Genomic DNA, 23,315 nt, shown 5'->3' with positions numbered 1-23,315 from the left:
CGCCCTTTGAACCCGCTGCGCCACTCCGCCATAATCCAGCTCTTTCCGCAGAATAACGAGACTCTCGCAGTATGACCGAGCCTTCAGTCTACGACGCATCCGAACGCCAGCATCTGGCGGACTACACCGAGAAGGCGTACCTGGATTATTCCATGTACGTGATCCTCGACCGCGCCCTGCCCAATATCGGCGACGGCCTCAAGCCGGTACAGCGCCGGATTGTGTACGCCATGAGCGAACTGGGGCTGAAGAATACCGCCAAGTACAAGAAGTCCGCGCGTACCGTGGGCGACGTGATCGGTAAGTATCACCCGCACGGCGACAGCGCCGTCTACGAGGCGATGGTGCTGATGGCGCAGCCCTTCAGCTACCGCTACCCGCTGGTGGACGGCCAGGGCAACTGGGGCTCGCCGGACGATCCCAAATCCTTCGCCGCCATGCGTTACACCGAGTCGCGCATGGGCAAATACTCCGAGGTACTGCTGTCCGAGCTGGGGCAGGGCACCGTGGACTGGCAGGCGAACTTCGACGGCACCATGGACGAACCCGCGGTACTGCCGGCAAGGGTTCCAAACATATTGCTGAACGGCACCACGGGCATCGCCGTGGGTATGGCCACCGATATCCCGCCGCACAACCTGCGCGAGGTGGTGGATGCCACCGTGCATCTGCTGGAAAACCCCAAGGCCACGGTCAGTGAGCTGTGCGAGTTTATCCAGGGCCCGGACATGCCCACCGAGGCGGAGATCATCTCGCCCCGCGCCGATCTGCAGAAAATGTACGAGACCGGCAAGGGCTCGGTAAAAATGCGCGCGGTGTGGAGCAAAGAGGACGGCGATATCATCATCACCGCCTTGCCGTACCAGGCCAGCGGCTCGAAAGTGCTGGAGCAGATTGCGGCGCAGATGCAAGCGAAGAAGCTGCCGATGGTCAGCGACCTGCGCGACGAATCCGACCACGAGAACCCCACGCGGCTGGTGATCGTACCCAAGTCCAATCGGGTGGATCTGGAGCAGGTGATGAATCACCTGTTTGCCACCACCGACCTGGAGAAGAGCTACCGGGTCAACCTGAACATGATCGGCATCGACGGCCGCCCACAGGTGAAGTCCCTGGACAAGATCCTCACCGAGTGGCTGAGCTTCCGTACCGTTACCACACGGCGTCGCCTGCAGTTCCGCCTCGACAAGGTCGAGAGAAGGCTGCACCTGTTGGATGGTTTGCTGATTGCCTTCCTCAACATCGATGAAGTGATCGAGATCATCCGTACCCACGACGAGCCCAAGCAGGAGCTGATGCGCCGCTTTGAGCTGTCCGAGGTACAGGCGGAATACGTGCTCGACACCAAGTTGCGTCAGTTGGCGCGCCTTGAGGAAATGAAGATCCGCGGCGAGCAGGCGGAGCTGGAAAAAGAGCGGGAGATGCTGACCAAAACCCTGGAAAGCGCGCGCCGCCTGAAGACCCTGATCAAGAAGGAGCTGCTGGCCGCCGCCGACGAGTTCGGTGACGAGCGTCGCTCCCCCATCGTCCAGCGCGAAGAAGCCCGGGCCTTTAGTGAAACCGAGCTGCTGACCAGCGACCCGATTACCGTGGTGCTGTCCAGCAAGGGCTGGATTCGCCAGGCCAAGGGCCACGAGATCGACCCCACCTCGCTCAGTTACAAGGCCGGCGACGGCTTCAAGTACGCCGCCCGCGGCAAGAGCAATCAGCCCGCACTACTGCTCGACAGTACCGGGCGCAGTTACGCGATCGCCTCCCACTCACTGCCTTCTGCCCGAGGTCAGGGCGAGCCGCTTTCCGGTCGTATCAATCCGCCCTCGGGCGCGACCTTCGAAGGCCTGCTGATGGGCAATGACGACCAGAAGGTGCTGCTGGCCTCCGATGCCGGGTATGGCTTTATCGCCAAATACGCCGACCTGCAGTCGCGCAACAAGGCGGGCAAGGCGATGCTGAGCCTGCCAAAGAATGCCCGCGTGCTGCCGCCGCAGGAAATCGAGAATCCGGAACAGGCGTTGCTCGCGGCGGTCACCAGCGAAGGACGCATGCTGGTATTCCCGGTGTCCGAGCTTCCGGAGCTTTCCAAGGGCAAGGGCAACAAGATCATCAACATCCCTGCGGCACGCGCCGCCAGCCGCGAGGAAATCGTGGTGGGTGTCGCGGTGCTGGAAGGCAACGACGTATTGCTGATCCATGCCGGCAAGCGCCACACCAAGATCAAGATCTCGGAGCTGGAGCACTATGAGGGTGAGCGTGGCCGCCGTGGTAACAAGCTGCCGCGCGGGTTCCAGAAGGTGGATAAAGTGGAAGTGCAGAGCAAGTAGCCCTGAGCTTCCCAGCCGACGATTAAAGCGACCTCCGGGTCGCTTTTTTTATGGGCGCGGTGGTGACTTGCCAAATTAGTAAGCATGCTTACAATAATCCCCCTTATCGGCTGCCCAGAGCGGCCGACCTTCGTTAAAGGGGAAGCATGAATACATCCGATACTGCGGCGCAGTTGGGGTTCGAACTGCACACCGCCGCGCGCCTGCTGAAGCGCAATTTCGACCGCCGCGCCAAGACCCATGGCCTCACCCGCGCCCGCTGGCAGGTGCTGTGGATCCTGAATAAAGACCAGGGCATGAAACAGGCGGAGCTGGCCGAGCGCATGGACGTGGCGCCGATCACCCTGACCCGGCAGATCGATTTGCTGGAGACAGAAGGGCTCGTCGAGCGCAGGCCCGATCCCCAGGACCGGCGCTGTTTCCGGATTTTTCTTACCAGCGCCGCGGCGCCGGTACTCGAGATACTGCAAGGACTTGCCGCGGAAACACGCCGCCAGGCGCTGGCAGGCATATCTGCGGACGAGCAGCGGCAATTGATGAATTTGTTGAGCCGGGTGCGCAAGAACCTGGGCCGAGAGGAGATGGCAAGTGAGTGAACCAGTGGACAACAAGGCGTCGGAAATGAACCCCGCAGGAAAACAGAAGTCCCGTCGTATCGGCTTCGCCCTGGGCATCGTGGTGGCCGGCGCGGTGGCGGCGTGGTCCATTTGGGGCGGCGGCAGCACCGTGCATACCGAAAATGCCTACGTGAAGGCCGACAAGATCTCCCTGGCACCGGAAGTGAGCGGCATCGTCGCGCAGGTCGCGGTCAAGGCCAACCAGCGAGTTAGCAAGGGGGAGTTGCTGCTGCAGCTGGACGACACTGCTTTTCGCCTGGCAGTGGCCGAGGCCGAAGCGCATCTGGCGCAGGTAAAAAACCAGACCCGCGCGCGTCAGGCGGATTACGCGGAGGCCGAGGCGGAACTGCAACAGGCGCAGACCGATGCTGAGTTCTACCGCCGCCAGCTGGAGCGCAATGAAAAGCTCGGCAAAGTGGCGCTGTCAGAGTCGCAGCTGGATGAATCCCGCCAGAAGCTGGACCAGGCACGCGCGCTGATTGCGATCAGCTCCGAAAAGCTCGCCAGTCTGCGTGCGGAGCTGGGTGGTAACTCCCAGGTACCGCTGGAGCAGCAGGCGGACGTAATGGTCGCCCAGGCGCAGCTGGATAAAGCGCGCTACCAGTTGTCGCGTACACGTATCGTCGCGCCGGTTGCCGGTGTCATCGCCAACGATGCGCCGCAGGTCGGTGAGATGGCGCCGGCGGGGCTCGCGGTGGTCAGTATGCTGGGCACGGAAGATATGTGGATCGAGGCCAACCTCAAGGAAACCCAGCTGGAAAAAGTGCGCACAGGGCAGCAGGCGGAAGTGACAGTGGATGCGTATCCTGGCGTTAAATTCCAGGCTCTGGTCGATAGCGTCAGTGGCGCCAGCGGCAGTGAGTTTGCGCTGATCCCGCCACAGAACGCCAGCGGAAACTGGGTGAAGGTGGTACAGCGCGTGCCCGTGCGCCTGCGCCTGCTCCCGGCAGAAGGCAGGCCGGTGCTGCGCGCCGGAATGAGTGCGGAAGTGGAAATCAACATTTCCGAAGACCACAAGCTGGTTTCGGCGCGCGCGACCGGCGCCGATGGCGGCCGCGTAGTGCTGTGACCGCATTATGAGTCAGCAGGCACAGGCCGGCACCATCACGGCGCCGGGCACACAGCGCAGGGCATTTGGCGGCGAGGCAATGATCACCGTCAGCATCATGCTTGCCACCATCATGCAGGTGCTGGATACCACCATCGCCAATGTGGCGCTGCCGCACATGCAGGGCAGCCTCGGTGCTGGCAGTGACCAGATCACCTGGGTGCTTACCTCCTACATTGTCGCCGCGGCGATCATGACACCACCGGTGGGGTACCTGGCACAGCGTTTCGGCCGCCGACAGGTTTTCCTGTGGTCTGTGGGTGGCTTTACCGTTACCTCGATGCTGTGCGGCCAGGCTGGCAGCCTGAACGAAATGATCCTGTGGCGACTGCTGCAGGGGCTGTTCGGTGCGTCGCTGGTGCCGTTGTCCCAGGCCACCTTGCTGGACACCTTCCCCAAAGAGCGACATGCATCCGCCATGAGTATCTGGGGCGTGGGTGTGATGATCGGGCCGGTGCTCGGCCCCACACTGGGTGGCTGGCTCACCGAGTATTACTCGTGGCGCTGGGTGTTTTACATCAACCTGCCATTCGGCATTCTTTCCATGCTCGGGATCTATTTCTGTGTGCCGGAAAGTGAAACCCGCAGGCAGCGTTTTGATGGTCTTGGCTTTGGCCTGTTGGCGCTCGCAGTGGGTGCGTTGCAAATGTTGCTGGACCGCGGTGAGCAGGTGGAGTGGTTCGAGGCGCTGGAAATCCAGCTGTACGCCATTGCCGCGGTACTGGGGTTGTACCTGTTTTTGGTGCATTCGCGCACCACGTCCACACCGTTCCTGTCACCGGAACTTTTTCGCGACCGCAATTATGTCTCCGGGCTCATTTTCATTTTTATCGTGGGCATTATCCTTCTCGCCACCATGGCGCTGCTGCCGCCGTTTTTGCAGCAGTGGAAAGGCTACCCGGTGGTTACCACCGGCCTGGTCCTGATGCCGCGCGGTGTCGGTACCATGATATCCATGATGGTGGTCGGCAAGCTGATGCAACGGTTTGATGCGCGCGCGCTGATTCTGCTGGGGATGGGACTGGTGTCCTTTTCCCTGTGGGAAATGACCGGGTTTAACCTGCAGGTGGGCCAGCGTGACCTTATTTATACCGGGGTGGTGCAGGGACTCGGGCTGGGGCTGGTTTTTGTTCCGATTTCCACCCTGGCCTACGCGACACTTGAACCGCGTTTCCGCGGTGAGGCGACGGCGTTGTTCAGCCTGTCGCGGAACCTGGGCAGCAGTATCGGCGTGTCCATCGTCATGGCGGCACTGACGCGCAACCTGTGGATCAACCAGCAGCAACTGGGTGAACGGGTGCAGTTGCCAGCGGGAACATTGAACGGCCTGCCGGCGGCCGACTCGATCGCGGCGCTACCGGGTGCGTTAATGGAAGAGGTAACGCGGCAGGCCGCGGAAATCGCCTACGTGAATGATTTTCAGATGCTGATGTGGATCAACATGCTGGCGATGCCGCTGGTGTTTTTGTTGAGAAATCCGGACCGGCATGGATGACGCACCGCAACGTTCGTTGCGGTGGGAGCTTAGCGCTATCCACTGGAAGCCCATTGGCGGCCCTGTGCCCGGCCGCCACCAGCGCTCCCGGGGAGCGCGTGCCTATTTGGCCGGATACCAGGTCTGCGTGCGATAGAAGAACCCGAGGTATCCTCGCACCATCAGGTTGCCGTTTTCTTCCCACATCTTGCAGTCGTAGACCTTGCCTTTAGTCGGGTCGAGAATCTGGCCGCCCTCGTAGACGTCGCCTTTCTTCACCATATTGGTGACGATATTCATGCCAACAATCTTCTTGCCTTTCTTGTCGCCCGGACAGGCGTCGCACACGGTATCGTCCGGTTTCATCAGCAGATCCACAACGCGCCCGAAGTACTTGCCGTCCTGTTCGTAGATCTCGACGATTGACTTGGCCTGTCCGGTTTCGTCGTCAATGGTCTTCCAGCGTCCCACCACATCGGCAAACGCCAGCTGGGTGGTAAACAACAGGGATGTAAAGGCAATGAGTAGAGTCTTCATAGTGGGGTCCATCGCTAAAACAAGGTGTGACCATAACACCTTATCTGGTCGGTTTCTGCCTCGGGGCTTCCATTTTAGTGTAGATGTTCACGGTGCCGGTGCCGGAGCGAAATATCGCTGGCGCTGCCAAGTACCGGTATCTGTGGAATAATCCGCAGTTTTACGCAATTAAAATAACGCGCCGGCGAAGTGTATGCCGGAGACATGGCCACAAGCGGATCTCTCTAATAGAAATATGGATACCCCGAAACACGCACTTACAGTGGACAATGTCATTTTTGGCTTCGACGACGGCGAGCTGAAAGTGCTGATCGTCAAACACGGCGAGGGCGAAAGTCGCGGCCGCTGGGGGCTGCCGGGAGATTGGCTGCAGCTGGACGAAACCCTGGAACAGGCCGCCAGCCGGGTGCTGCAGGATCGCACCGGCGTCAAAGATATTTTCCTCGAACAGCTGCACGCCTTCAGCGAGCTAACCCGGCATCCCGGTGAGCGTATTATCACCGTGGCTTTCTTTGCCCTGGTACGTTCCGATGCACATGTATTGTCAGCGGGTAAGTCAGAAATGGACGCGCAATGGGTGAATGTGCGGGAAACCCCGGAGCTGATTTTTGATCATCAGCGGATACTGACAGCGGCGCTGGCGCGGCTCAAACACAAGGTGCGCCACGAACCTATCGGCTTCAATCTGTTGCCGGAAAAATTTACCCTGCTGGAACTGCAGCGTTTGTATGAGGCGGTGCTGGATATCACCCTCGACAAGCCCAATTTTCGTCGCAAGATGATGAAAATGAACCTGCTGGTCTCCACCGATGAGAAACAGTCCGGGGTGAGCTATCGCGCGGCAAACCTGTACCGGTTCGACCTCAGGGTCTACAAGGACCTGACCGAGCAGGGCTTCGTATTCGAAGTGTAGGACGTGCGGGAACAACAAAAAAGCCCGGAGCGGTCAGGCTCCGGGCAACAGGTCTTTGAGAGAGACTACTCACCAGTAGCTCCTGAAAACTGGGAAGTTTTCAGGCCTTGATTTCAACCAGCCTTTTACTGCTCAAGATACTCGAAGAAATCAAAGTCGGCGGGGCAGTTGGCCCCGGAAATATCCTGGCAGGCCATGCCCACAAAAGCGCCGGTAAAACTGGCGCCCTCGCCGCGACCCGCCTCGTCGGAGACGATGCTGTAATCCAGCGTTTCCCCTACCTTCTGCCAGTTTTCCCCATCGGTTGACCAGAGGAAATCCAGCTTTTCAAAGGCAACCTGCGCGCGCAGGTAAATCGGTGTGCCTGTCGGTACCGGAACTACTTTCTCGTCACCGGAACCGTAATTCCCCAGCGGGAACTGCACACTGGTAACCTCGCCCTCGCTGTGGCTCATGATGCCCAGGTGCTTGCCGTGCTCGTCGTCGTGGGAGATATACAGGTAGTGGAATTTCTGCCCGTTGTAATAGCAGGTGATACCGGCCAACTGCTGGAACGTCTGCGGTTCGAATTCAACCCGGGTAGTGGCCGTGTAGCAGAATGCCTGCTGGCGCCGCGCAATTAGCGCCTGCTCAAACTCGTTGCCAATCGACTGCTTGCCGAACAGGCGCAGATGGCCGGGGCGGTCATCCAGGCTGTAGAAATTCTTCGGATAGGGCGAGCGCAACCACTGGTAATGCATGGGCAGTTCCGCACTGTCAAAATCGTCCCGTGCCGGGTCTTCGGGCCAGGGGTGCGGGGGCAGGTCCGGTGCGTCCACCGTGGCGCGGGGCTGGTTGTTGCCGTGGGCCAGACGCAGCCAGCCATCGTCGCTCCACACTGCGCGCTGGATGGCGGTCTCGCGACCCATGGGGCTGCGCTTCAGCCCCGGCAGTGGGCGGGCGCTCAGGTGCACCGCGAAAATCTCTCCCTGGGGCGTCTCCACAAAGTCGCCGTGACCGGAGCGCTGCAGCACCAGGTCCGGGTTATCCACAGACGTCAGGAAATAACCCTGCGGGTCTACTTCATAGGGCCCCTCAATTTTCTCCGAGCGGGCAAAGGTCATGCGGTGTTCGTAGCCGGTGCCGCCCTCGGCGGTAAGCAGGTAGTAGTAACCGTTGCGACGGTAGATATGCGCAGCCTCGGTCAGGCCCGCCTCGGTACCGCGGAAAATATTGGTGATGGGTCCCACCAGTTTCTTCTCAACGGGATCATACTCCTGCAGCAGGATACCGCCGAACGGGTTTTTGCCGCTGCGGTGGTCCCACACCATGTTCATAAACCATTTGCGGCCGTCGTCATCGTGAAACAGCGACGGGTCGAATCCACTGCTGTTGATGTACGTCGGATCGCTCCACTCGCCATCGATGGTGTCGCAGGTGGTGATGTAATTGTGCGCGTCCTTGAAGCTGCCATTGAAGCGTTTTACATCGGTATACACCAGGTAAAACAGGCCGTCGCTGTAGGAAAGGCAGGGCGCCCACACACCGCAGGAGTCGGGGTTGCCGCGCATGTCCAGCAGCGCTTCCCGATTCAGCGGCCGGCTGACCAGCCGCCAGTTCACCAGATCCTTCGAGTGATGAATCTGAACGCCGGGGTACCACTCGAAGGTGGAGGTGGCGATGTAGTAGTCCTCGCCCACCCGAATAATGGATGGGTCGGGGTTGAAGCCTTTCAGAATTGGATTGTTCATCACGTCCTTACTTCTACAATCAGGTTCAGTTGGAAACCGCAGAGGCAGTTTTGGGTGGGTTGTCGTTGTCATCCGCTGCCTGCACATCGGACTCGCCGGCTGCCATGACCGCGTTGGTCAGAAGGTAGCGACGGAAAATAGCCATGGTGATCAGGGTGCAGATCACCGGGCCCGCCGCGTAAATCAGGACAATGCCGTTGAGCGTGCGTTCGCTCTGCTCGGCGTTGGGTACGTAGTCGAAATAACCCAGCAGCCAGCCCGCGCAGGCACCGCCAACGGCGAGGCCGAGTTTCAGTGCCATCAGGTGACCGGAATAGGCCATGGCCATTTTTTTCGCATGTCCCTTGCTGGCAAACCAGTCCACCGCATCCGGCACCATGGAAAACACCAGCGGGATGGCAATCATATGGACGAAGTTGGCGGCCATGGCCAGCGCCAGCGCCACGTAAACCTGGTTGCGCCCGAGAGGCAGTAGCGCCGCGTGAGTAACGATCACGCCGATCATCGACCAGTTGAACAGTCGCACCTTACAGAAACGTTTGGTCAGGAAGTTGGTACTCACGGCGCCCGCCACGCCCGCCAGCATGGGCAGGGTGACGAACATGCTGACCAAACTCTCGGACTGGAAGTAGTAAGTCACATAGAAAGGCGTAACCGCGCCGCGCATGGCCACCAGGACCAGCAGGAAGAATGTAGCCCCGGCAAGGATTGCCCACTGGCTGTTGCGGAACAGGTTGAAAAAATCCCCGGCGAAATTCTTCACGTTAAACTTGTCGGCGCCACTCTCGTCGGCCTCCGGTTGTACCCGCTCGCGGGTGGACCAGAAGCACACAAAGAAACACAGGGCCGCAACCGCGGCCATCACCGCCATGGCCATCTGGTAGCCGAAGGCTTTGTCACCCTGTCCCAGCAGGTTGACCAGCGGCAGGGTCAGCGCGGATACCAGTGCGCCGCCTACCATGGCCATGGCAAAGCGGTAGGACTGGATGGAGGCGCGCTCAGTGGTGTCTTCGGTGATCACCCCGCCGAGTGCGGAGTAGGGGATGTTGATCGCGGTGTACACGGTCATCAGCAGGGTGTAGGTAATATAGGCGTAAACCAGCTTGCCGTTTTCCCCCAGGTCCGGGGTGGTGAAGGCCAGCACCGCCAGCCCGGCATAGGGCAGGGCCATCAGGAGCAGGTAGGGACGGTAGCGTCCCCAGCGCGAACGGGTGCGGTCCGCCATGCCGCCGACTACCGGGTCGGTAATGCCGTCGAAGATGCGTACCACCAGCAGCAGGGTGCCTGCGGCCGCCGCTGAGATGCCGAACACATCGGTGTAAAACACCAGCAGGAAATTGATCACCACCTGAAACACAATGTTGCTGGCGGTATCACCCAGGCCGTAGCCGATTTTCTCGCGGATACTGATCGCTGACGATTGCATGGTTTTCTCTCAGTTTTTTTATTTTTATCGATCGCTAATTCGATCGCTACCGGTCTGTGAGTCAAGCGCATGGCTGCCCGAGCCGGTGTTGTTATTGTTTCTGCTATCCAGTTGATCGTCTCACAGCCGAGGCTGAACCGGCGGATATTTTGTGGTGGCTTTCAACGGATTATCATAATAGTCTTGTTGACTATAACACAGCGGTCCGGGCTGTCTAGCGTTTTACACCCGGCGATATCCTTTCGCGTAGCGATCAATAAATAAGCAAAACAATCGAATGATGGAAGAAATGCGATGAGAGATTCAGTGACTAATTCAGCAACCGGTAAACCGGGCGGCGACCTGAACCACCAGCGGCGCCGCTTTATGCGCACCATGCTGTCCGCGGCGGCGGTCGGGCTGGTGACCGGCAGTGCAATGCCGGGTCGCCTGCTGGCGCAGGCAGCTTCCGGCAGGAGCGAAGGCACCGGGCTGGCCGGGCTCCTCTCCGGTGACTTCAAGCTGGGCACCGCCCTGTCCAACACCACACTGCTGGGGCAAAACCCGGATATCGAGGCGCTGGTGGCATGGGAGTTCAGTGCCATTACGGCGGAAAACGCGATGAAGTGGGAGGAGGTGCACCCGGACGCGGAAACCTGGGACTGGCAGCGTGCGGACCACTTTGTCGACTATGGCCACCGCAACGGCATGTACAACATCGGCCACACCCTGGTGTGGCACTCGCAGATACCGGAGTCGGTGTTTGTCGACGGCCACGGCCGGCTGCGTCCGGCGGCGGATGTGAATAAAACCATGGAAACCCACATCGCCACCCTGGCCGGGCGCTACCGCGGCAAGATCCACGCCTGGGATGTGGTCAATGAGGCGGTGACCGACGAAGGCCAGTGGCGCGAGAGCCACTGGTACAAGTCCCAGGGCGAGGACTATTTCTCGCGCGCCTTCCACCTGGCGCGGGAGGTGGATCCGAATGCGGAGCTGCTCTACAACGACTACAACATGACGATACCGGCGAAGCGGGATTTCGCGTTGGCGCAGATTACGAAATTCCGCAGCCGCGGCATGCCCATTCACGGCGTGGGCATGCAGGCACACGTGCACCTTAGCGACCCGGAAATTGCCAGGCTGGAGGCGAGTATCGAAACCATCGCCGCCGCCGGCCTGGATGTGCACATTACCGAACTGGATGTGGATGTGCTGCCCCAGGCCTACGACTACATGGGGGCCGAGATCTCTACCAATTTTGAATATTCCGACGAACTCAACCCCTTCGCCGAGGGGCTTCCGCAAAATGTCGTGGACGAGCTGGCGGCGCGGTATGAATCGCTGTTCCGTCTGTTTCTGAAACACAAGGACAAGATCCGCCGGGTTTCCCTGTGGGGTACCACAGACGGGGAGTCCTGGAAGAATGATTGGCCGGTTAGGGGGCGCACCAACTACCCGTTGCTCTTCGACCGGGATGGGAACCCCAAGCAGGCGTACCGCGCAATTGCCGGCTTGAAAACGTCAGTCAGGAAGAGCAGCTGATCGGCAAATGCTTGCCGGCGTCGGTCGGCGCTTCCGCCCATGCCTCGAACCCGGGGTGCTCTGCAAACGGTGCCTGCAGCAGGTCAAAGAGAATCCCCAGGGGCTGGTAATCGCCAGCCTCTGCGGCCTCGATGACGCGTTGCGCCAGGTAGTTGCGCAGCACAAACTTGGGATTGGTTGCCAGCATCGCGCGACTGCGGTCCTGCGCGGGGCGCGTCTCTTTTTGCAGGCGCTGGTCGTAGCGCCGCAACCAGCTCCCCAGCGCGTCGTGCTCCGATGGCGGGACCAGTGATTCCAGTGTGGCCGCGGGGCGCTCGCCGCTGTAGTGGCTGAGGGCGCGGAAAAACAGCGAGTAGTCCACGCGTCCCTGCTCCAGCAGCTGCAACAGGTCGGCACACAGCTGCTGATCGCCATCGTCCTCCGCCGCCAGGCCCATCTTCGCCCGCATCAATTCCGCGTAATGCTCGATCAGCAGCGGCTGAAACTGCCCGAGGCAGTCTTTCAGTACTTCCGTATCCAGCAGGGAAGAAAATGCATGGGCCAGGGCGTTCAGGTTCCACAGCACCACGCCCGGCTGCGCATCAAATGCATAGCGGCCGGTGTGGTCGGAGTGGTTGCAGATAAAGCCCGGCTCGTAGTCGTCCAGGAAACCGTAAGGGCCGAAATCAAAGGTATCGCCAATGATCGACATATTATCCGTGTTCAGTACCCCGTGGGCGAAACCCACCGACTGCCAGCCTGCCGCCAGTTCGGCACTGCGCCGTACGGTAAAACGCAGCAGTGCTTCCGCCTGATCCTGAATGGGTTTGTCGATCGACTCTGGCAAAAACTCTGCGCACACAAACTCCACGAGTTTCTTCTGCGCCTCCAGCTGGCGCGTGTAAAAGAGGTACTCGAAATGCCCGAAACGAATATGACTCCGGGCCACACGTATCAGAGCCGCGCCGGTTTCCATTGTTTCCCGCGCAACCGGTTCACTGCTTCCCGCAATACAGAGTGCGCGGGTACTGCGGATGCCCAGCGCCGTCAGCGCTTCCCCGGCCAGGTATTCGCGAATGGTCGAGCGCAATACCGCGCGACCATCGCCAAAGCGGGAGTAGGGAGTTTTCCCGGCGCCCTTCAGGTGAAGATCCCAGCGTTTGCCTTCGTTTTCCACTTCGCCCAATAACAACGCGCGGCCATCACCCAGCTCCGGGTTGTAGCCACCGAACTGGTGGCCGGTATATTTCATGGCGAAAGGCTTACTGCCGGAAAACAGCTTGTTTCCCGAAGTCAGCTGCGCCCAGTCGGGATTATCTGCCTCGGCCGGATCAATGCCCAGCAGGCGCATCACCGATTTATTGATATGAATGATATGTGGATTGCGTATCGGCGTGGGGGCGGTAAAGGTGCCGAATACCTCCCCAAGGTCTGCGTAATGATGCTGCAGGTGGAGTTGCTTGAGGGATTTCTTGCTGGGGCCGGGTTTGCTCACGAGCTGCCTAGGTTTGTTTCAGGGTTAGTTTGATGTTTTTGTCTTCCCAGCATTCCACTTCCAGTGCCAGAAGGTCCTCAATCGCCGGGTTTTCATGCAGCCAGCGCTCGGGAACTTCCAGGCGAAAGCCGGGGCCGTCGGCGGAGAGTTGCAGGCTGTCGATGCTGCGGTCCACGTGATCCCGGTGCACGATGCAGGCAAGACGCAGGCACAGTAGCAGCTCGTTACCGGGGTGAAAACCATAGTGCTCCTGTATTACCTTGATATCGCCGCGTTGGTTGCGCACCAGGTAAGCCAGGTTTTCCTGTTCACTTTTGCTGAAACCCGCCATATCGGCGTGCTCGATCATATAGGCCCCCAGTTTGCGGAAGCTGCTATGGGAGAGGATAAGGCCGAGCTCGTGCAGGTCCGCGGCCCAGTGCAGCAGGCGCCGCTGGGCGACCAGGGAATGTGGGTTGAGCTGGCCGAGAAATTGCAGAGCGGTATTGGCTACGCGCTTTGCCTGGTCGGGATCGATTTCGCCGCGCTCCATCAGGTTGGTCACTGTATCCGCGCGGCGGTCCCCACCGGCGGCGCGGCCAGCCAGGTCATGGACGATACCCTCGCGAATGGCGTAGGGCGATATATGCATCTGCTGGATATCCAGTTCGCGAAAAATACCGTGCAGGATGGCGAGCCCGGCGGCAAACACCGGGCGCCGCTGTGGGTTTAGATGGGGAAGATCGATTGCCTCGACAGTCTTGCATGCCGCAACCCTGCCCGCGAGCTTTTCCAGATCGTCGCGTTGTATCGGCAGTAACTCGCCGTCGTTCAGTACCCGCGCCACGGATTTGACGGTTCCGGAGGCGCCCATTACCAGAGCGTCATCGGCCATATGCTGCAGCTCCTGCAGCTCCGCCTGGGCGGCGCGGCGTGCGCGCACAAAATTATTGTGTTTGCTGGCGTCAATTTTTCCGCTTTCAAAAAATCGTCGGTTGAACGCCACGCAACCCATATTGATGCTTTGCAGCAACCTGGGCTTTTCCACGCCACGCACCAGTTCGGTAGAACCGCCGCCAATATCCACCACGCAACGCAGGCTGGGTGTTCCCTCGGCTGCGGCCATTACCCCCGAATAAATCAGGCGTGCCTCTTCTATACCGGAAATGATTTCGATGGGCGCGCCGAGGATTGCCTCCGCGGCCTCAAGAAACCCGTCGGCGTGGGTGCTGGCGGCGCGCAGAGTATTGGTGCCCACTACCCGTACATTGTCGAGTGGCAGATCCTGGATCACCGGGGCGAAGCGGCGCAGAGCTTCCAACGCGCGCTCGGCCACCTCCGGGGCAAGGTTGCGCTCGCTGTCCAGCCCTTCTGCCAGGCGCACCATGGCCCGGTCGGTGTGCAGGCGGACCATGCGTTGATCGCGAAATTCTGCCAGCAGGAGGTGAAAACTGTTGGACCCGAGATCCAGGGCGGCGTAGCGTTCGTGACTGGTTTCAGGGGCGGTATCGGCTGTCATGTTTATGGTTGTCAAAATGTTGTAACAAAAATGTAGCAAACTGTGCAGTCATGACCTATGGCTTTTGAGAGCGTCCAACAGTTTGAAACCCAACAACTTTGCTCTGCCAACAGCCCTGTCCAGCTCCGAAGAGGGGCGCATGGGGGCGGGTTCACCGGAGAATGCAGTAGAGAGTATGGCAAAAGACATTCCCCTGTACCCCAAGGAGCTGAGCTGGCTCTCCTTCAATGCGCGTGTGCTGCAGGAGGTGGAGGATGCGAGCGTGCCCATAATTGAGCGGGTACGCTTCCTTGGCATCTTCTCCAACAATCTGGACGAATTCTACCGGGTGCGGGTGGCGGATGTGCGGCGCCTGGCCACATTTGCCAAGGGCAGCAAGAAAAAGGAGCATTTCTCCGAACTGCTCGGCAATATCAACGAGAAGGTGCTGCGCCTGCAGGCCCGCTTTGGCAGCGCCTATACCAAGGCGCTGGAAGACCTGGGCCACAATAATATCCACGTCATCAACGAGCGCCAGCTCACCGACAACCAGCGCGTGTATGTCGAGGAGTACTTCCACCGCGAGGTATTGCCGGAGCTGGAGCCGTTTTTTATCGATGACCGGGATACCATGCCGCTTCTCAACGAAGCGAGCATTTACTTCGGGATTTACCTGGAACTTGAAGACGGCAGCCTGCGCTTTGCCGGTCTTGAGCTGCCTACCGATATCCTCCCGCGCTTCGTTGCGATTCCACATCGGGAGAATTGCCATGAGAAGGTGTATATCGTGCTCGACAACGTGATCCGCGCCTGTCTCGTGGACGTGTTCCGGTTTGTGCTGCCGATCGAAAGGGCCGAAGCCTACACCTTCAAGATCAGCCGTGATGCGGAGCTGGAGCTGGGGGAGCACGTCACCCAGAATATTGTCGATCGACTGGCAAAGTCACTGAAGAAGCGCAAGCAGGCCGAGCCGGTTCGCCTGGTATACGACTCCACCATGCCGGAAGTGCTGTTACAGCTGATCAAGAAAAAGCTGAAAATGGGGCGTTACGACAGCTATACCCCCGGTGGCCGCTATCACAATTCGAAAGATTTTATGAGCTTCCCGGCGGACCTGAAGCAGCATACCTATCGGAAAATCAAACCCCTCCCTACGCTGCCTGACAGCGCCAATATCTTTGACTGGCTGCGGGAGAGTAACCGGCTCTGCTACTACCCGTATCATGATTTCCGGGTGATCACCAAGTTGTTGGCCTCAGCAGCGATTGACCCGAAGGTACGTGAAATCCGTATCAATCTGTACCGGGTGGCACAGAACTCGCGGGTGGTGGCGGCGTTGGTGAATGCCGTGCGCAACCAGAAGCGGGTGATTGCCGTGGTGGAACTGCAGGCACGTTTCGACGAACAGGCCAATATCCACTGGTCGAATGAGTTGAGTGATGCCGGCGTCGAGGTTATCTATGGTGTGCCCGGCCTCAAAGTGCACTGCAAACTGATTTCCATTGTGCGCGAGGAGGGTGGTCGCGACCGCTATTACAGTCATTTTGGTACGGGCAATTTCAACGAAAGCACCGCGCGCTTTTACTGCGATTTCAGCCTGCTATCCAGCGACGACAAGCTGGGTGAAGATGCGTACCGGGTTTTCGACTTTATCCAACAGCCTCACTTGCAGCCGGATTATCACCATATCTGGATGTCACCGCACACCAACCGGCCAAACATACTGGCCTGCATCGACCGGGAAATTGCCGCGGCGGCCGCCGGCGAACCCGCGGAGATTTTTATCAAGTGCAACAATCTGGTGGATTCGGAAGTTATCGACCACCTGTACCGCGCCAGTATTGCCGGGGTGCAGGTCCGCATCATCGTGCGCAGCATGTGTGCACTGCTGTGCCAGACCAAAGGCCTGTCTGACAACATCAAGGTCATCAGCCTGGTAGACAAGTACCTGGAGCATGCGCGGGTTTACGCTTTTCACAACGGTGGTGATGCACGGGTTTACCTGTCATCGGCTGACCTGATGACGCGCAACCTGGATCACCGGGTCGAGGTGACATTTCCGTTATTGTCCGCCGCACACCGCAAAACCGTGCTGGATATCCTTGAATTACAGTGGCAAGACAACCAGAAAGCACGGGTGCTGGACGAGGATCAGAGCAACGGTCGTATCGCTAACCGCAACAGCAAGCGCAATGTGCGCTCACAGGATGCGATCTATCGTTACCTGAAGAAGCTTGAGGTGTAACAGCGATCAGTTCAGGCTGAAGCCGACCAGCTTGCCGTTATCAAACGATAGCCGGTAGCGCTTGCCTACTTTCAGCTGATCCTTGCAGCGTGACTCGATGGTGATACGGGGGAATTGTGGCGTGACCACCCAGGTGGAAAAGTCCCCATCCGGCCCGCGGTTGATCAGCCAGTAATGGTCGCCGTGCTGACAAGTCCCTTTTTCCAGGCAGTTGTCGTATCCCCAGACATAGGCGCGCACATCGTATTTGTTGGGCACGCCGGCAGCAGGCCGAAATGGATGGCGCGGGTCGCCGGTCGCGTCGTAGAGGTCTTCGAAGTTGAGTAACTTGTAACCCTTGGCACGGGTGGCACAGCTGGCGGCATGCATGTACACACCGGCCACAGCCTCCGGTGGCTTTGACTTGTCGGTTTTGGGATCGGGCTCCATCTCGCTGGGCAGGTATCCGCACCCACTCATCGACAGGCCCCACAGCGTCACACCGACGCACAGGGCGCCACAGCCGAAATACCGCACTTACTACCTCCATCGGTACCAATCCGCTTATCTAACTATAGCCTGTGATTGCCCACCGTCAGCCGGTGCGCAGCTCATTTGCGGTTTTTCCGCTCCAGTTTTTTACCGCTCGACGCAGACTCGAGGCGCAGGAGAATCCGGTATAGTCTGCAATTTCCTCTACCGCAAGACACGAGTGACGCAGGTGGTGCAGTGCGATTTCCATGCGGATTTCATGCAGCAGTGAACGGAATGTCTCGCCATCGGTGGCTAGCCGGCGCGACAGGGCGCGCGGTGCAATCTGTAACTGCTCTGCAACCTGGTTCAGTTCCAGAGTTGGGGTGAAATTCGACCGCATATGCCAGCGCACCCGTTCCGCGAAGCTGAAGTTACCGGAAAACTGGTCCAGCTCCTGTTCGCACTCTCGCTGCAGTCGCTCATAAGTGCGCAGGCGCAGGGGGCGGAATTTTTTGAAGACCAGCTCGATACTTCCCGATATGGAGGATTCCTCGCAACCGAACTGTAGGGACTGGCACGGCAGCTTCTGGTAAAACTCGTAACTCGAAGGCTGCGGAAAATCCAGGCGCACATGAATATCCGGGTCTGCAACGGATTTATTGCCGCATTCGTCCCAGAGACGCAGTGTGGTAGCGAGGCGGAATTGACGCACGAAATCCCTCAAAACCGGGTCGGCGTCCTGTGATGTGGCGTAGTTGATAGGCTCTACGACACGATTGCCCTTGTCCAGATAGGAATTCGAACGGGCTGCATGCAGCGCGTAAAACGGCTGCACCGCGACCATGTAACGGCGGAAGGATTCCGCGATGTCCTTGAGGCTGGGGCTGCAGTCGACCATTCGTCCCAGTGGCCCCCAGAAACTCCAGTGAAACTTCAGTCCTGTGATCAGCCCCAGTTGCGGGTGCTGACACAGGCGAACACCATTGCTGAGAAGGGCCTGCCACTGATGATAACTGATGCGGGCTTCCTGCATTTCGAACATGGTGGGGGAAATGCCGGTGCCTTTGAGCAGGGCCGTGAGCGGGGCGCCGAGCTCGCTGAAAACCTCGATAAACCCCAGCGGGTGGCGGTGCAGGGGAATCAGGCGTGCGTCAAAGTCCATCACTGCTCCCAGGGTCTTATTATTTTTCTGGCGAATGAGCGGTCATCACTACTCGTGATTATTGTCCAACCGAAAACCGGTTCGTCATTTTTACTGAATCTGGGACGCCCGGGCAAGCGTAGACGGTGCTTCAACGCGCAGTGCGTTTGATCGGCAAGCGATGAAAACGGACCTTGCGACGGTAGGGAAAGGTACTCTCCACCCGGCCGGCGCGAATACGCTCTTGTAGCCGCTGCCAGTAGTGGTAGTCGTAGAGATCGCTGTGCTGATCTTCAAACGCTTTGCGAGCCACCGGATTCCCAGAGAAAAACAGGCGGAATTCCTCCGGGAATACGTCTGCTTCTGCCACGGTGTACCAGGGCCGGTCCGCCAGCTCCTGCTCCGCCGTCCGGGGCTCGGGTATTTTGCGGAAATTGCACTCGGTCAGCGGGCATAGCTCGTCATAGTCGTAAAACACCACGCGACCGTGACGGGTGACCCCGAAGTTTTTCAGCAGCATATCGCCGGGGAAAATGTTCGCAGCGGCCAGCTGTTTGATGGCGTTGCCGTACTCTTCCATGGCTTCGATGGTCTGCTGCTCGTCGGCCTCATCCAGGTACAGGTTGAGCGGCTCCATACGGCGCTCAACATACAGGTGCCGGATGATGACCCATTTCTCATCCACGTGGAGCTTGGAAGGTGCGAGCGTCATCAGTTCGTGCAGGAGTTCCTCGCTGAAGCGATTCCGGTAAAAAATAAAGTTGGTATATTCCTGGGTGTCCGCCATGCGTCCCACCCGGTCGGCGCGGGATACAAACTTGTACTTTTCCCGCACAATCTCTTCGGTGACGGTTTTCGGATTGTCGAACTTATCCTTGATGACCTTGAATACCACCGGGTAGGAAGGCAGCGTAAATACGCTCATCACCATTCCCTTGATACCGGGGGCAATGATGAACTTGTCGTTGCTGACCTTCATGTGCGCCAGGATGTGCCGGTAGAACTCCGTTTTACCGTGTTTATGGAAGCCGATGGAGTTGTAAAGCTCCGACTTTTCCTTGAGTGGCATGATGGTGGAAAGGAAGCGTACAAAGCGCGAGGGAATCGGCGCATCCACCATGAAATAGGAGCGGGTAAAACTGAAAATGATACTGGTGGAATCGTTGTCGTAGATGAGTGTATCCACAAATATATTGCCACGGCCATTATTCAGGCACGGCAGTATCAGTGGGATCACCTCGCCGGAAAACATCAGTCGCCCTACCAGGTAGGCAGCCTTGTTGCGATAGAACACCGATTCCAGCATGTCCACCCGCAACCGGTGTTCGTCGTCTTCACTCTCCAGTTTGCCAGCGAGCGGGCCGTCGCGCAGGGCCTCGCAGACATTCTTCACGTCCCGCGACATCTCTTCCCAGGGGATGGAGAAGCTGTAGTCGGCGAGGATATCCTCGATCATCGCTTCCAGGCCGTCGCGGCCGCTGTAGCTGATGTATATGCTGTAGTCCCGCAGGGGCTTCTCATCCGGCGCGCGTGAGGACTTCACGAAGATATGGCTGTCGTGAATGTTGGCGTGCTGGAACTGGCTACAGAACACCGAGTTGAAAAAGGTCTCGGCTATTTCGTAATTGTTATTATTGGCAATCAGCTGGGCGTAGGTGGCCTTGGCCTGTCCCCAGAGTTCGAGCTGGGTTGTATCTTTGCTGGTCACCGAGTGCACCAGCTTCAGTACCTGATTGACCTTTTCCTTATAGAGGTCGATGCGCTCCTTGTTGGTCTCGTGCACCGCCGCCCAGGCCGCCGTTTCAAAACGCGCCTTGGCCCCCAGGGTAATGTTCTGGAAGTCGGCAAAATAGGCATCAAACCCATTGAGAATGGTTTTTGCAATACGGCGCGCGGTCGGGGAATGGTTTGTCATGCACTAGACTCAATTGGAACAAAGCTCATACCATCTCGCGCATGGTAGCACGGGCAACTGGGGGATCACTTGGACGATTGGATCAGTAGCTTTGTCTTTTTCTTTGCGGTAATCGATCCGGTGGGTACCCTGCCGGTCTTTATTGCGGTGACCAGCCGTCACAGTGAATGGCAACGGCGCAAGATTGCGATTCTGGCGGTGGCCGTCGCTACCGGTATTCTCATGTTTTTCCTGTTGCTCGGGCAGTATCTGCTGGAGGCGATAGGCGTACCCCTGTCTGCCTTTCAGGTGGCCGGCGGCATCGTCCTGTTTCTGTTTGCCCTCACTATGATCTTTGGCGAGGGCAAGCCCGAGCGGGAAGTGGAAATCATCCGCGAGGGTCACGAGACCGCGATCTTTCCGCTGGCGGTACCTTCCATCGCATCGCCCGGCGCCATGCTGGCGGCGGTGGTCCTCACCGACAATCACCGTTTCGACCCCATTCACCAGGCGAATACTGCCAGCGCCATGCTCGCGGTGCTGGGTATCGTAATGATATTGCTGCTGACCGCGAACTGGATCTTCCGGTGGATCGGGAATTCCGGCGCCAGCATCGTCAGCCGGGTGATGGGCCTGATTCTCGCGTCCGTGGCCACCACCAATGTTCTGGTGGGGTTGCAGCAATTTTTTATGACCTGAGCCGTTGCTTTTCCCCGGACCATAAAAAACGCCGGATCACCGGCGTTTTTTATGGTTTATCCCGCAATGCGGGCACTTGCATCAGGCTATGGTCCGCGTCCACGCACCAGGCGTAGAATCAGCAGGATTACGGCGATAACCAGTAATACATGCAGAAAGCCACCCATGGTGTAAGAGCTCACGAGCCCCAGCAGCCAGAGCACGACAAGTATGACAATAATCGTCTCAAGCATGTTTGCTACCTCATAGGGTCAGTGTTGGGGGGTTGGCTATGTCGGGCCAATGGCCACGGCTTCACAGCGTTTCGGCAGGCTGCCGCGGTGGATGCGGTTACTGATAGCACCGTCCGCGTAGTGCCACCCGACGGTTTCTGTAGAAGGTGACCGTGGTTCTAAAACATTAGACTGTATTTTCCCCGGTCACCAAGAAAAATGTTCTGCATTGCAATCGGGAATAATCCTGAACCAAGTTATCGGGAAAGGTTCTTAGACAGGACCAGAACAGGCGCTTCGAACCTATCATCCGTAAGCACTGTGGCATCCGTGAGGCCTGTTAGATGAGGCGCTACAAGGCCCGCTGTAAGAAAAACACGGCTCAATCGACCAACAAGTACTGCTCTAATTTGTGACACGCTGGAGAGATATCGTGCTGATCAAATCACCGCCGCGACATAGCCTGACTGAAGCGCAGACCACACCGGAGTCTGCGTATGTTTCCCGCCGCACCGTTATAAAGGGGCTTTGCGCCGGTATCGGTGGTCTGTTGCTCGCGCGCAATGCCCATGCCCTGGACCTGTTCGGGGCGGACAAGACAGAGGCTGCGGTGCGTAAGCCACTCACATTCTCCCCCCACAAACCGCCGCCGGACCTGATTCTGACGCCGGAAGCGAAGGTCACCAATTACAACAATTTTTACGAATTCGGCACCGGCAAAACCGATCCGGCGGAGAACAGCCAGTCCCTGAAGCTGGAGCCCTGGACCCTGCGCGTGGAGGGCGAGGTAGAGAAACCGGCGACGGTGGATGTATGGAAGCTGATGCAGGAATCCGGTCTCGAAGAGCGTATCTACCGGATGCGTTGTGTGGAAGCCTGGTCCATGGTGATTCCCTGGGTGGGGTTTGAACTTGGCAAGTTCCTGAAGCGCTTCGCTCCCACCAGCCGCGCCAAATATGTCGCCTTCGAGACCCTCTACGATCCGCAGCAGATGCCCGGACAGCGCAATCGCTATGTGGGGGGCGGGGTGGATTACCCCTATGTGGAGGGCCTGCGGATGGACGAAGCCATGCATCCCCTGACCATTCTTTCCGTGGGCCTGTATGGCAAAACCTTGCCGCCGCAGAATGGCGCGCCCATCCGCCTGGTCGTCCCCTGGAAGTACGGCTTCAAGGGGATCAAGTCCATCGTCAAAATCAAGTTGGTGGAGCGTATGCCGCCGACCAGCTGGAACAAGCTGGCTCCACAGGAGTACGGCTTCTACGCCAATGTGAATCCCGCGGTGGATCACCCGCGCTGGTCTCAGGCCAGTGAGCGCTTTATCGGTCCCGGCGGCCTGTTCGCGGCCAAGCGGCAGAAGACGCTGCCATTCAACGGATACGCGGATGCCGTGGCCGACCTTTACACCGGTATGAACCTGAAAAAGTTTTACTGATGAGCCGCCCTGAGAATAAAACGGCGTGGCGCAAGCGGCTGGTGATTGTGCTACAGGTCTGCGTACACGCAGGCGCGCTGCTGCCACTGTTGTGGCTGTTTGTTGCCATCAATCGCGGTGACCTTGGCGGCGATCCGGTAAAGGAGCTGATCCATTACCTGGGTATGGGGGCCCTGCGCCTGCTTCTGCTTACACTGCTGGTCTCACCGCTGGCGCGTGCGCTGCACTTCGGCCAATTGAACCGAGTGCGCAGACCGCTCGGGTTGTGGTGTTTTACCTGGGCCAGCCTGCACTTTAGTGCCTGGCTGGCGCTGGACCTGGCGCTGGACTGGTCTCTCATTGGCAGCGAGCTGGTCAAACGCACCTATATCCTGCTCGGTTTCACCGCGTGGCTGATGTTGCTTGCGCTCGCAGTCACCTCACTGCCGGTACTGATGCGCAAGATGGGGAAGAACTGGAAGAAGCTACACGGCGTGCTGTATCCGGTCGTGTTGCTGGTCTGCTGGCATTTCTGGTGGTCGGTGAAGAGCGGCTGGATTGAGCCCGCGATTTATTTGTCCATCGCCCTGGCTCTGCTGATCTGGCGACGGCAGTCTGTGGTGCGCTGGGTTAGATCCTTGCGCAGCTGGTAGGTC

At 58.7% G+C, this 23,315-nt stretch carries 19 protein-coding genes; 10 read left to right on the top strand and 9 right to left on the bottom strand.

The genetic code is table 11. The features are described from left to right. Positions 1-71 precede the first annotated feature (71 nt). The 4 genes from parC (at position 72) to GTQ55_RS14990 (ending at position 5,541) form a co-directional block, all read left to right on the top strand. The gene (gene parC / locus GTQ55_RS15005) at positions 72-2,321 is read left to right on the top strand and encodes a DNA topoisomerase IV subunit A (RefSeq protein WP_161859456.1); all 2,250 of its coding nucleotides are present in this window, start codon (positions 72-74) and stop codon (positions 2,319-2,321) included. Between the two features lie 146 nt (positions 2,322-2,467). Next, on the top strand, positions 2,468-2,917 hold the full coding sequence (locus GTQ55_RS15000) for a MarR family winged helix-turn-helix transcriptional regulator (protein WP_161859455.1): 450 nt from the start codon (positions 2,468-2,470) through the stop codon (positions 2,915-2,917). After that, positions 2,910-4,007 (top strand): HlyD family secretion protein, encoded by a 1,098-nt coding sequence (locus tag GTQ55_RS14995; protein WP_202620632.1) that lies wholly within the window; start codon positions 2,910-2,912, stop codon positions 4,005-4,007. Before GTQ55_RS15000 ends, GTQ55_RS14995 begins: the two co-directional genes overlap by 8 nt. Before the next feature lie 7 nt (positions 4,008-4,014). Beyond that, on the top strand, positions 4,015-5,541 hold the full coding sequence (locus GTQ55_RS14990; protein WP_237567703.1) for an MDR family MFS transporter: 1,527 nt from the start codon (positions 4,015-4,017) through the stop codon (positions 5,539-5,541). A 102-nt stretch (positions 5,542-5,643) separates the two neighbouring features. On the opposite strand, the gene GTQ55_RS14985 is transcribed toward GTQ55_RS14990, so the two are convergent. After that, positions 5,644-6,057 (bottom strand): DUF2147 domain-containing protein, encoded by a 414-nt coding sequence (locus tag GTQ55_RS14985; protein ID WP_161859454.1) that lies wholly within the window; start codon positions 6,055-6,057, stop codon positions 5,644-5,646. 235 nt (positions 6,058-6,292) lie between these two features. Between GTQ55_RS14985 and GTQ55_RS14980 the strand changes: the two genes are divergently transcribed. After that, positions 6,293-6,970: an NUDIX hydrolase gene (locus GTQ55_RS14980; protein WP_237567702.1), complete on the top strand. Its 678-nt coding sequence runs from the start codon at positions 6,293-6,295 to the stop codon at positions 6,968-6,970. 125 nt (positions 6,971-7,095) lie between these two features. Here the strand turns inward: GTQ55_RS14980 and GTQ55_RS14975 are convergent, their stop codons facing one another. Further along, positions 7,096-8,700: a glycoside hydrolase family 43 protein gene (locus GTQ55_RS14975; protein ID WP_202620630.1), complete on the bottom strand. Its 1,605-nt coding sequence runs from the start codon at positions 8,698-8,700 to the stop codon at positions 7,096-7,098. A 25-nt stretch (positions 8,701-8,725) separates the two neighbouring features. Next, positions 8,726-10,126: a glycoside-pentoside-hexuronide (GPH):cation symporter gene (locus GTQ55_RS14970; RefSeq protein WP_161859451.1), complete on the bottom strand. Its 1,401-nt coding sequence runs from the start codon at positions 10,124-10,126 to the stop codon at positions 8,726-8,728. Positions 10,127-10,432: 306 nt separating this feature from the next. Between GTQ55_RS14970 and GTQ55_RS14965 the strand changes: the two genes are divergently transcribed. Next, entirely contained in the window at positions 10,433-11,650 is a 1,218-nt protein-coding gene (locus tag GTQ55_RS14965; RefSeq protein WP_237567701.1) for an endo-1,4-beta-xylanase, read from the top strand. Here the strand turns inward: GTQ55_RS14965 and GTQ55_RS14960 are convergent. Beyond that, positions 11,634-13,124: a protein adenylyltransferase SelO gene (locus GTQ55_RS14960; protein ID WP_161859450.1), complete on the bottom strand. Its 1,491-nt coding sequence runs from the start codon at positions 13,122-13,124 to the stop codon at positions 11,634-11,636. The two genes, GTQ55_RS14965 and GTQ55_RS14960, sit on opposite strands and share 17 nt — an antisense overlap. Positions 13,125-13,131: 7 nt before the next feature. Beyond that, the gene (locus GTQ55_RS14955) at positions 13,132-14,622 is read right to left on the bottom strand and encodes a Ppx/GppA phosphatase family protein (RefSeq protein ID WP_161859449.1); all 1,491 of its coding nucleotides are present in this window, start codon (positions 14,620-14,622) and stop codon (positions 13,132-13,134) included. Positions 14,623-14,704: 82 nt separating this feature from the next. Here GTQ55_RS14955 and ppk1 point away from each other — a divergent pair, with 82 nt between their 5' ends. Continuing rightward, complete coding sequence (gene ppk1, locus GTQ55_RS14950; protein ID WP_237567700.1) at positions 14,705-16,846, top strand: polyphosphate kinase 1; 2,142 nt, start codon at positions 14,705-14,707, stop codon at positions 16,844-16,846. A gap of 6 nt (positions 16,847-16,852) precedes the next feature. Here the strand turns inward: ppk1 and GTQ55_RS14945 are convergent, their stop codons facing one another. The 3 genes from GTQ55_RS14945 to aceK form a co-directional block, all read right to left on the bottom strand. After that, positions 16,853-17,362, bottom strand: a complete 510-nt coding sequence (locus GTQ55_RS14945) for a hypothetical protein (protein ID WP_161859448.1) — start codon at positions 17,360-17,362, stop codon at positions 16,853-16,855. Between the two features lie 58 nt (positions 17,363-17,420). Next, on the bottom strand, positions 17,421-18,461 hold the full coding sequence (locus GTQ55_RS14940; protein ID WP_161859447.1) for an AraC family transcriptional regulator: 1,041 nt from the start codon (positions 18,459-18,461) through the stop codon (positions 17,421-17,423). A 130-nt stretch (positions 18,462-18,591) separates the two neighbouring features. Further along, a complete protein-coding gene (aceK, locus tag GTQ55_RS14935) occupies positions 18,592-20,355 on the bottom strand; it encodes a bifunctional isocitrate dehydrogenase kinase/phosphatase (protein WP_161859446.1) in 1,764 nt (587 codons plus the stop codon). Between the two features lie 69 nt (positions 20,356-20,424). Here aceK and GTQ55_RS14930 point away from each other — a divergent pair, with 69 nt between their 5' ends. After that, complete coding sequence (locus GTQ55_RS14930) at positions 20,425-21,033, top strand: MarC family protein (RefSeq protein WP_161859445.1); 609 nt, start codon at positions 20,425-20,427, stop codon at positions 21,031-21,033. Between the two features lie 86 nt (positions 21,034-21,119). Here GTQ55_RS14930 and GTQ55_RS14925 read toward each other — a convergent pair whose 3' ends face one another. Beyond that, positions 21,120-21,266 carry a lmo0937 family membrane protein gene (locus GTQ55_RS14925; protein WP_161859444.1) on the bottom strand — a complete coding sequence of 49 codons (147 nt, stop codon included), beginning with the start codon at positions 21,264-21,266 and terminating at the stop codon, positions 21,120-21,122. A gap of 391 nt (positions 21,267-21,657) precedes the next feature. On the opposite strand from GTQ55_RS14925, the gene msrP reads away from it, so the two are divergent. Together msrP and GTQ55_RS14915 are read left to right on the top strand one after the other, a co-directional pair. Then, positions 21,658-22,680, top strand: a complete 1,023-nt coding sequence (gene msrP, locus GTQ55_RS14920; protein ID WP_237567699.1) for a protein-methionine-sulfoxide reductase catalytic subunit MsrP — start codon at positions 21,658-21,660, stop codon at positions 22,678-22,680. After that, complete coding sequence (locus GTQ55_RS14915; RefSeq protein WP_161859442.1) at positions 22,680-23,312, top strand: protein-methionine-sulfoxide reductase heme-binding subunit MsrQ; 633 nt, start codon at positions 22,680-22,682, stop codon at positions 23,310-23,312. Before msrP ends, GTQ55_RS14915 begins: the two co-directional genes overlap by 1 nt. The last annotated feature ends 3 nt before the right edge of the window (positions 23,313-23,315 follow it).

Origin of the sequence: Microbulbifer hydrolyticus, assembly GCF_009931115.1 — a bacterium.
GTDB classification, from domain to species: Bacteria; Pseudomonadota; Gammaproteobacteria; order Pseudomonadales; family Cellvibrionaceae; genus Microbulbifer; species Microbulbifer hydrolyticus.
Note: the sequence above shows the minus strand (reverse complement) of the source record. Positions and strands in the feature narration are given on the sequence as shown.

What these genes read in the sequence shown, in the direction of transcription:
- GTQ55_RS14980 (WP_237567702.1), top strand. Translation starts at nt 6,293, where the DNA reads ATGGATACCCCGAAACACGCACTTACAGTGGACAATGTCATTTTTGGC.
- GTQ55_RS14990 (WP_237567703.1), top strand. Translation starts at nt 4,015, where the DNA reads ATGAGTCAGCAGGCACAGGCCGGCACCATCACGGCGCCGGGCACACAG.
- GTQ55_RS14985 (WP_161859454.1), bottom strand. Translation starts at nt 6,057, where the DNA reads ATGAAGACTCTACTCATTGCCTTTACATCCCTGTTGTTTACCACCCAG.
- GTQ55_RS14925 (WP_161859444.1), bottom strand. Translation starts at nt 21,266, where the DNA reads ATGCTTGAGACGATTATTGTCATACTTGTCGTGCTCTGGCTGCTGGGG.
- parC (WP_161859456.1), top strand. Translation starts at nt 72, where the DNA reads ATGACCGAGCCTTCAGTCTACGACGCATCCGAACGCCAGCATCTGGCG.
- GTQ55_RS14975 (WP_202620630.1), bottom strand. Translation starts at nt 8,700, where the DNA reads ATGAACAATCCAATTCTGAAAGGCTTCAACCCCGACCCATCCATTATT.
- GTQ55_RS14955 (WP_161859449.1), bottom strand. Translation starts at nt 14,622, where the DNA reads ATGACAGCCGATACCGCCCCTGAAACCAGTCACGAACGCTACGCCGCC.
- GTQ55_RS14915 (WP_161859442.1), top strand. Translation starts at nt 22,680, where the DNA reads ATGAGCCGCCCTGAGAATAAAACGGCGTGGCGCAAGCGGCTGGTGATT.
- GTQ55_RS15000 (WP_161859455.1), top strand. Translation starts at nt 2,468, where the DNA reads ATGAATACATCCGATACTGCGGCGCAGTTGGGGTTCGAACTGCACACC.
- aceK (WP_161859446.1), bottom strand. Translation starts at nt 20,355, where the DNA reads ATGACAAACCATTCCCCGACCGCGCGCCGTATTGCAAAAACCATTCTC.
- GTQ55_RS14970 (WP_161859451.1), bottom strand. Translation starts at nt 10,126, where the DNA reads ATGCAATCGTCAGCGATCAGTATCCGCGAGAAAATCGGCTACGGCCTG.
- GTQ55_RS14940 (WP_161859447.1), bottom strand. Translation starts at nt 18,461, where the DNA reads ATGGACTTTGACGCACGCCTGATTCCCCTGCACCGCCACCCGCTGGGG.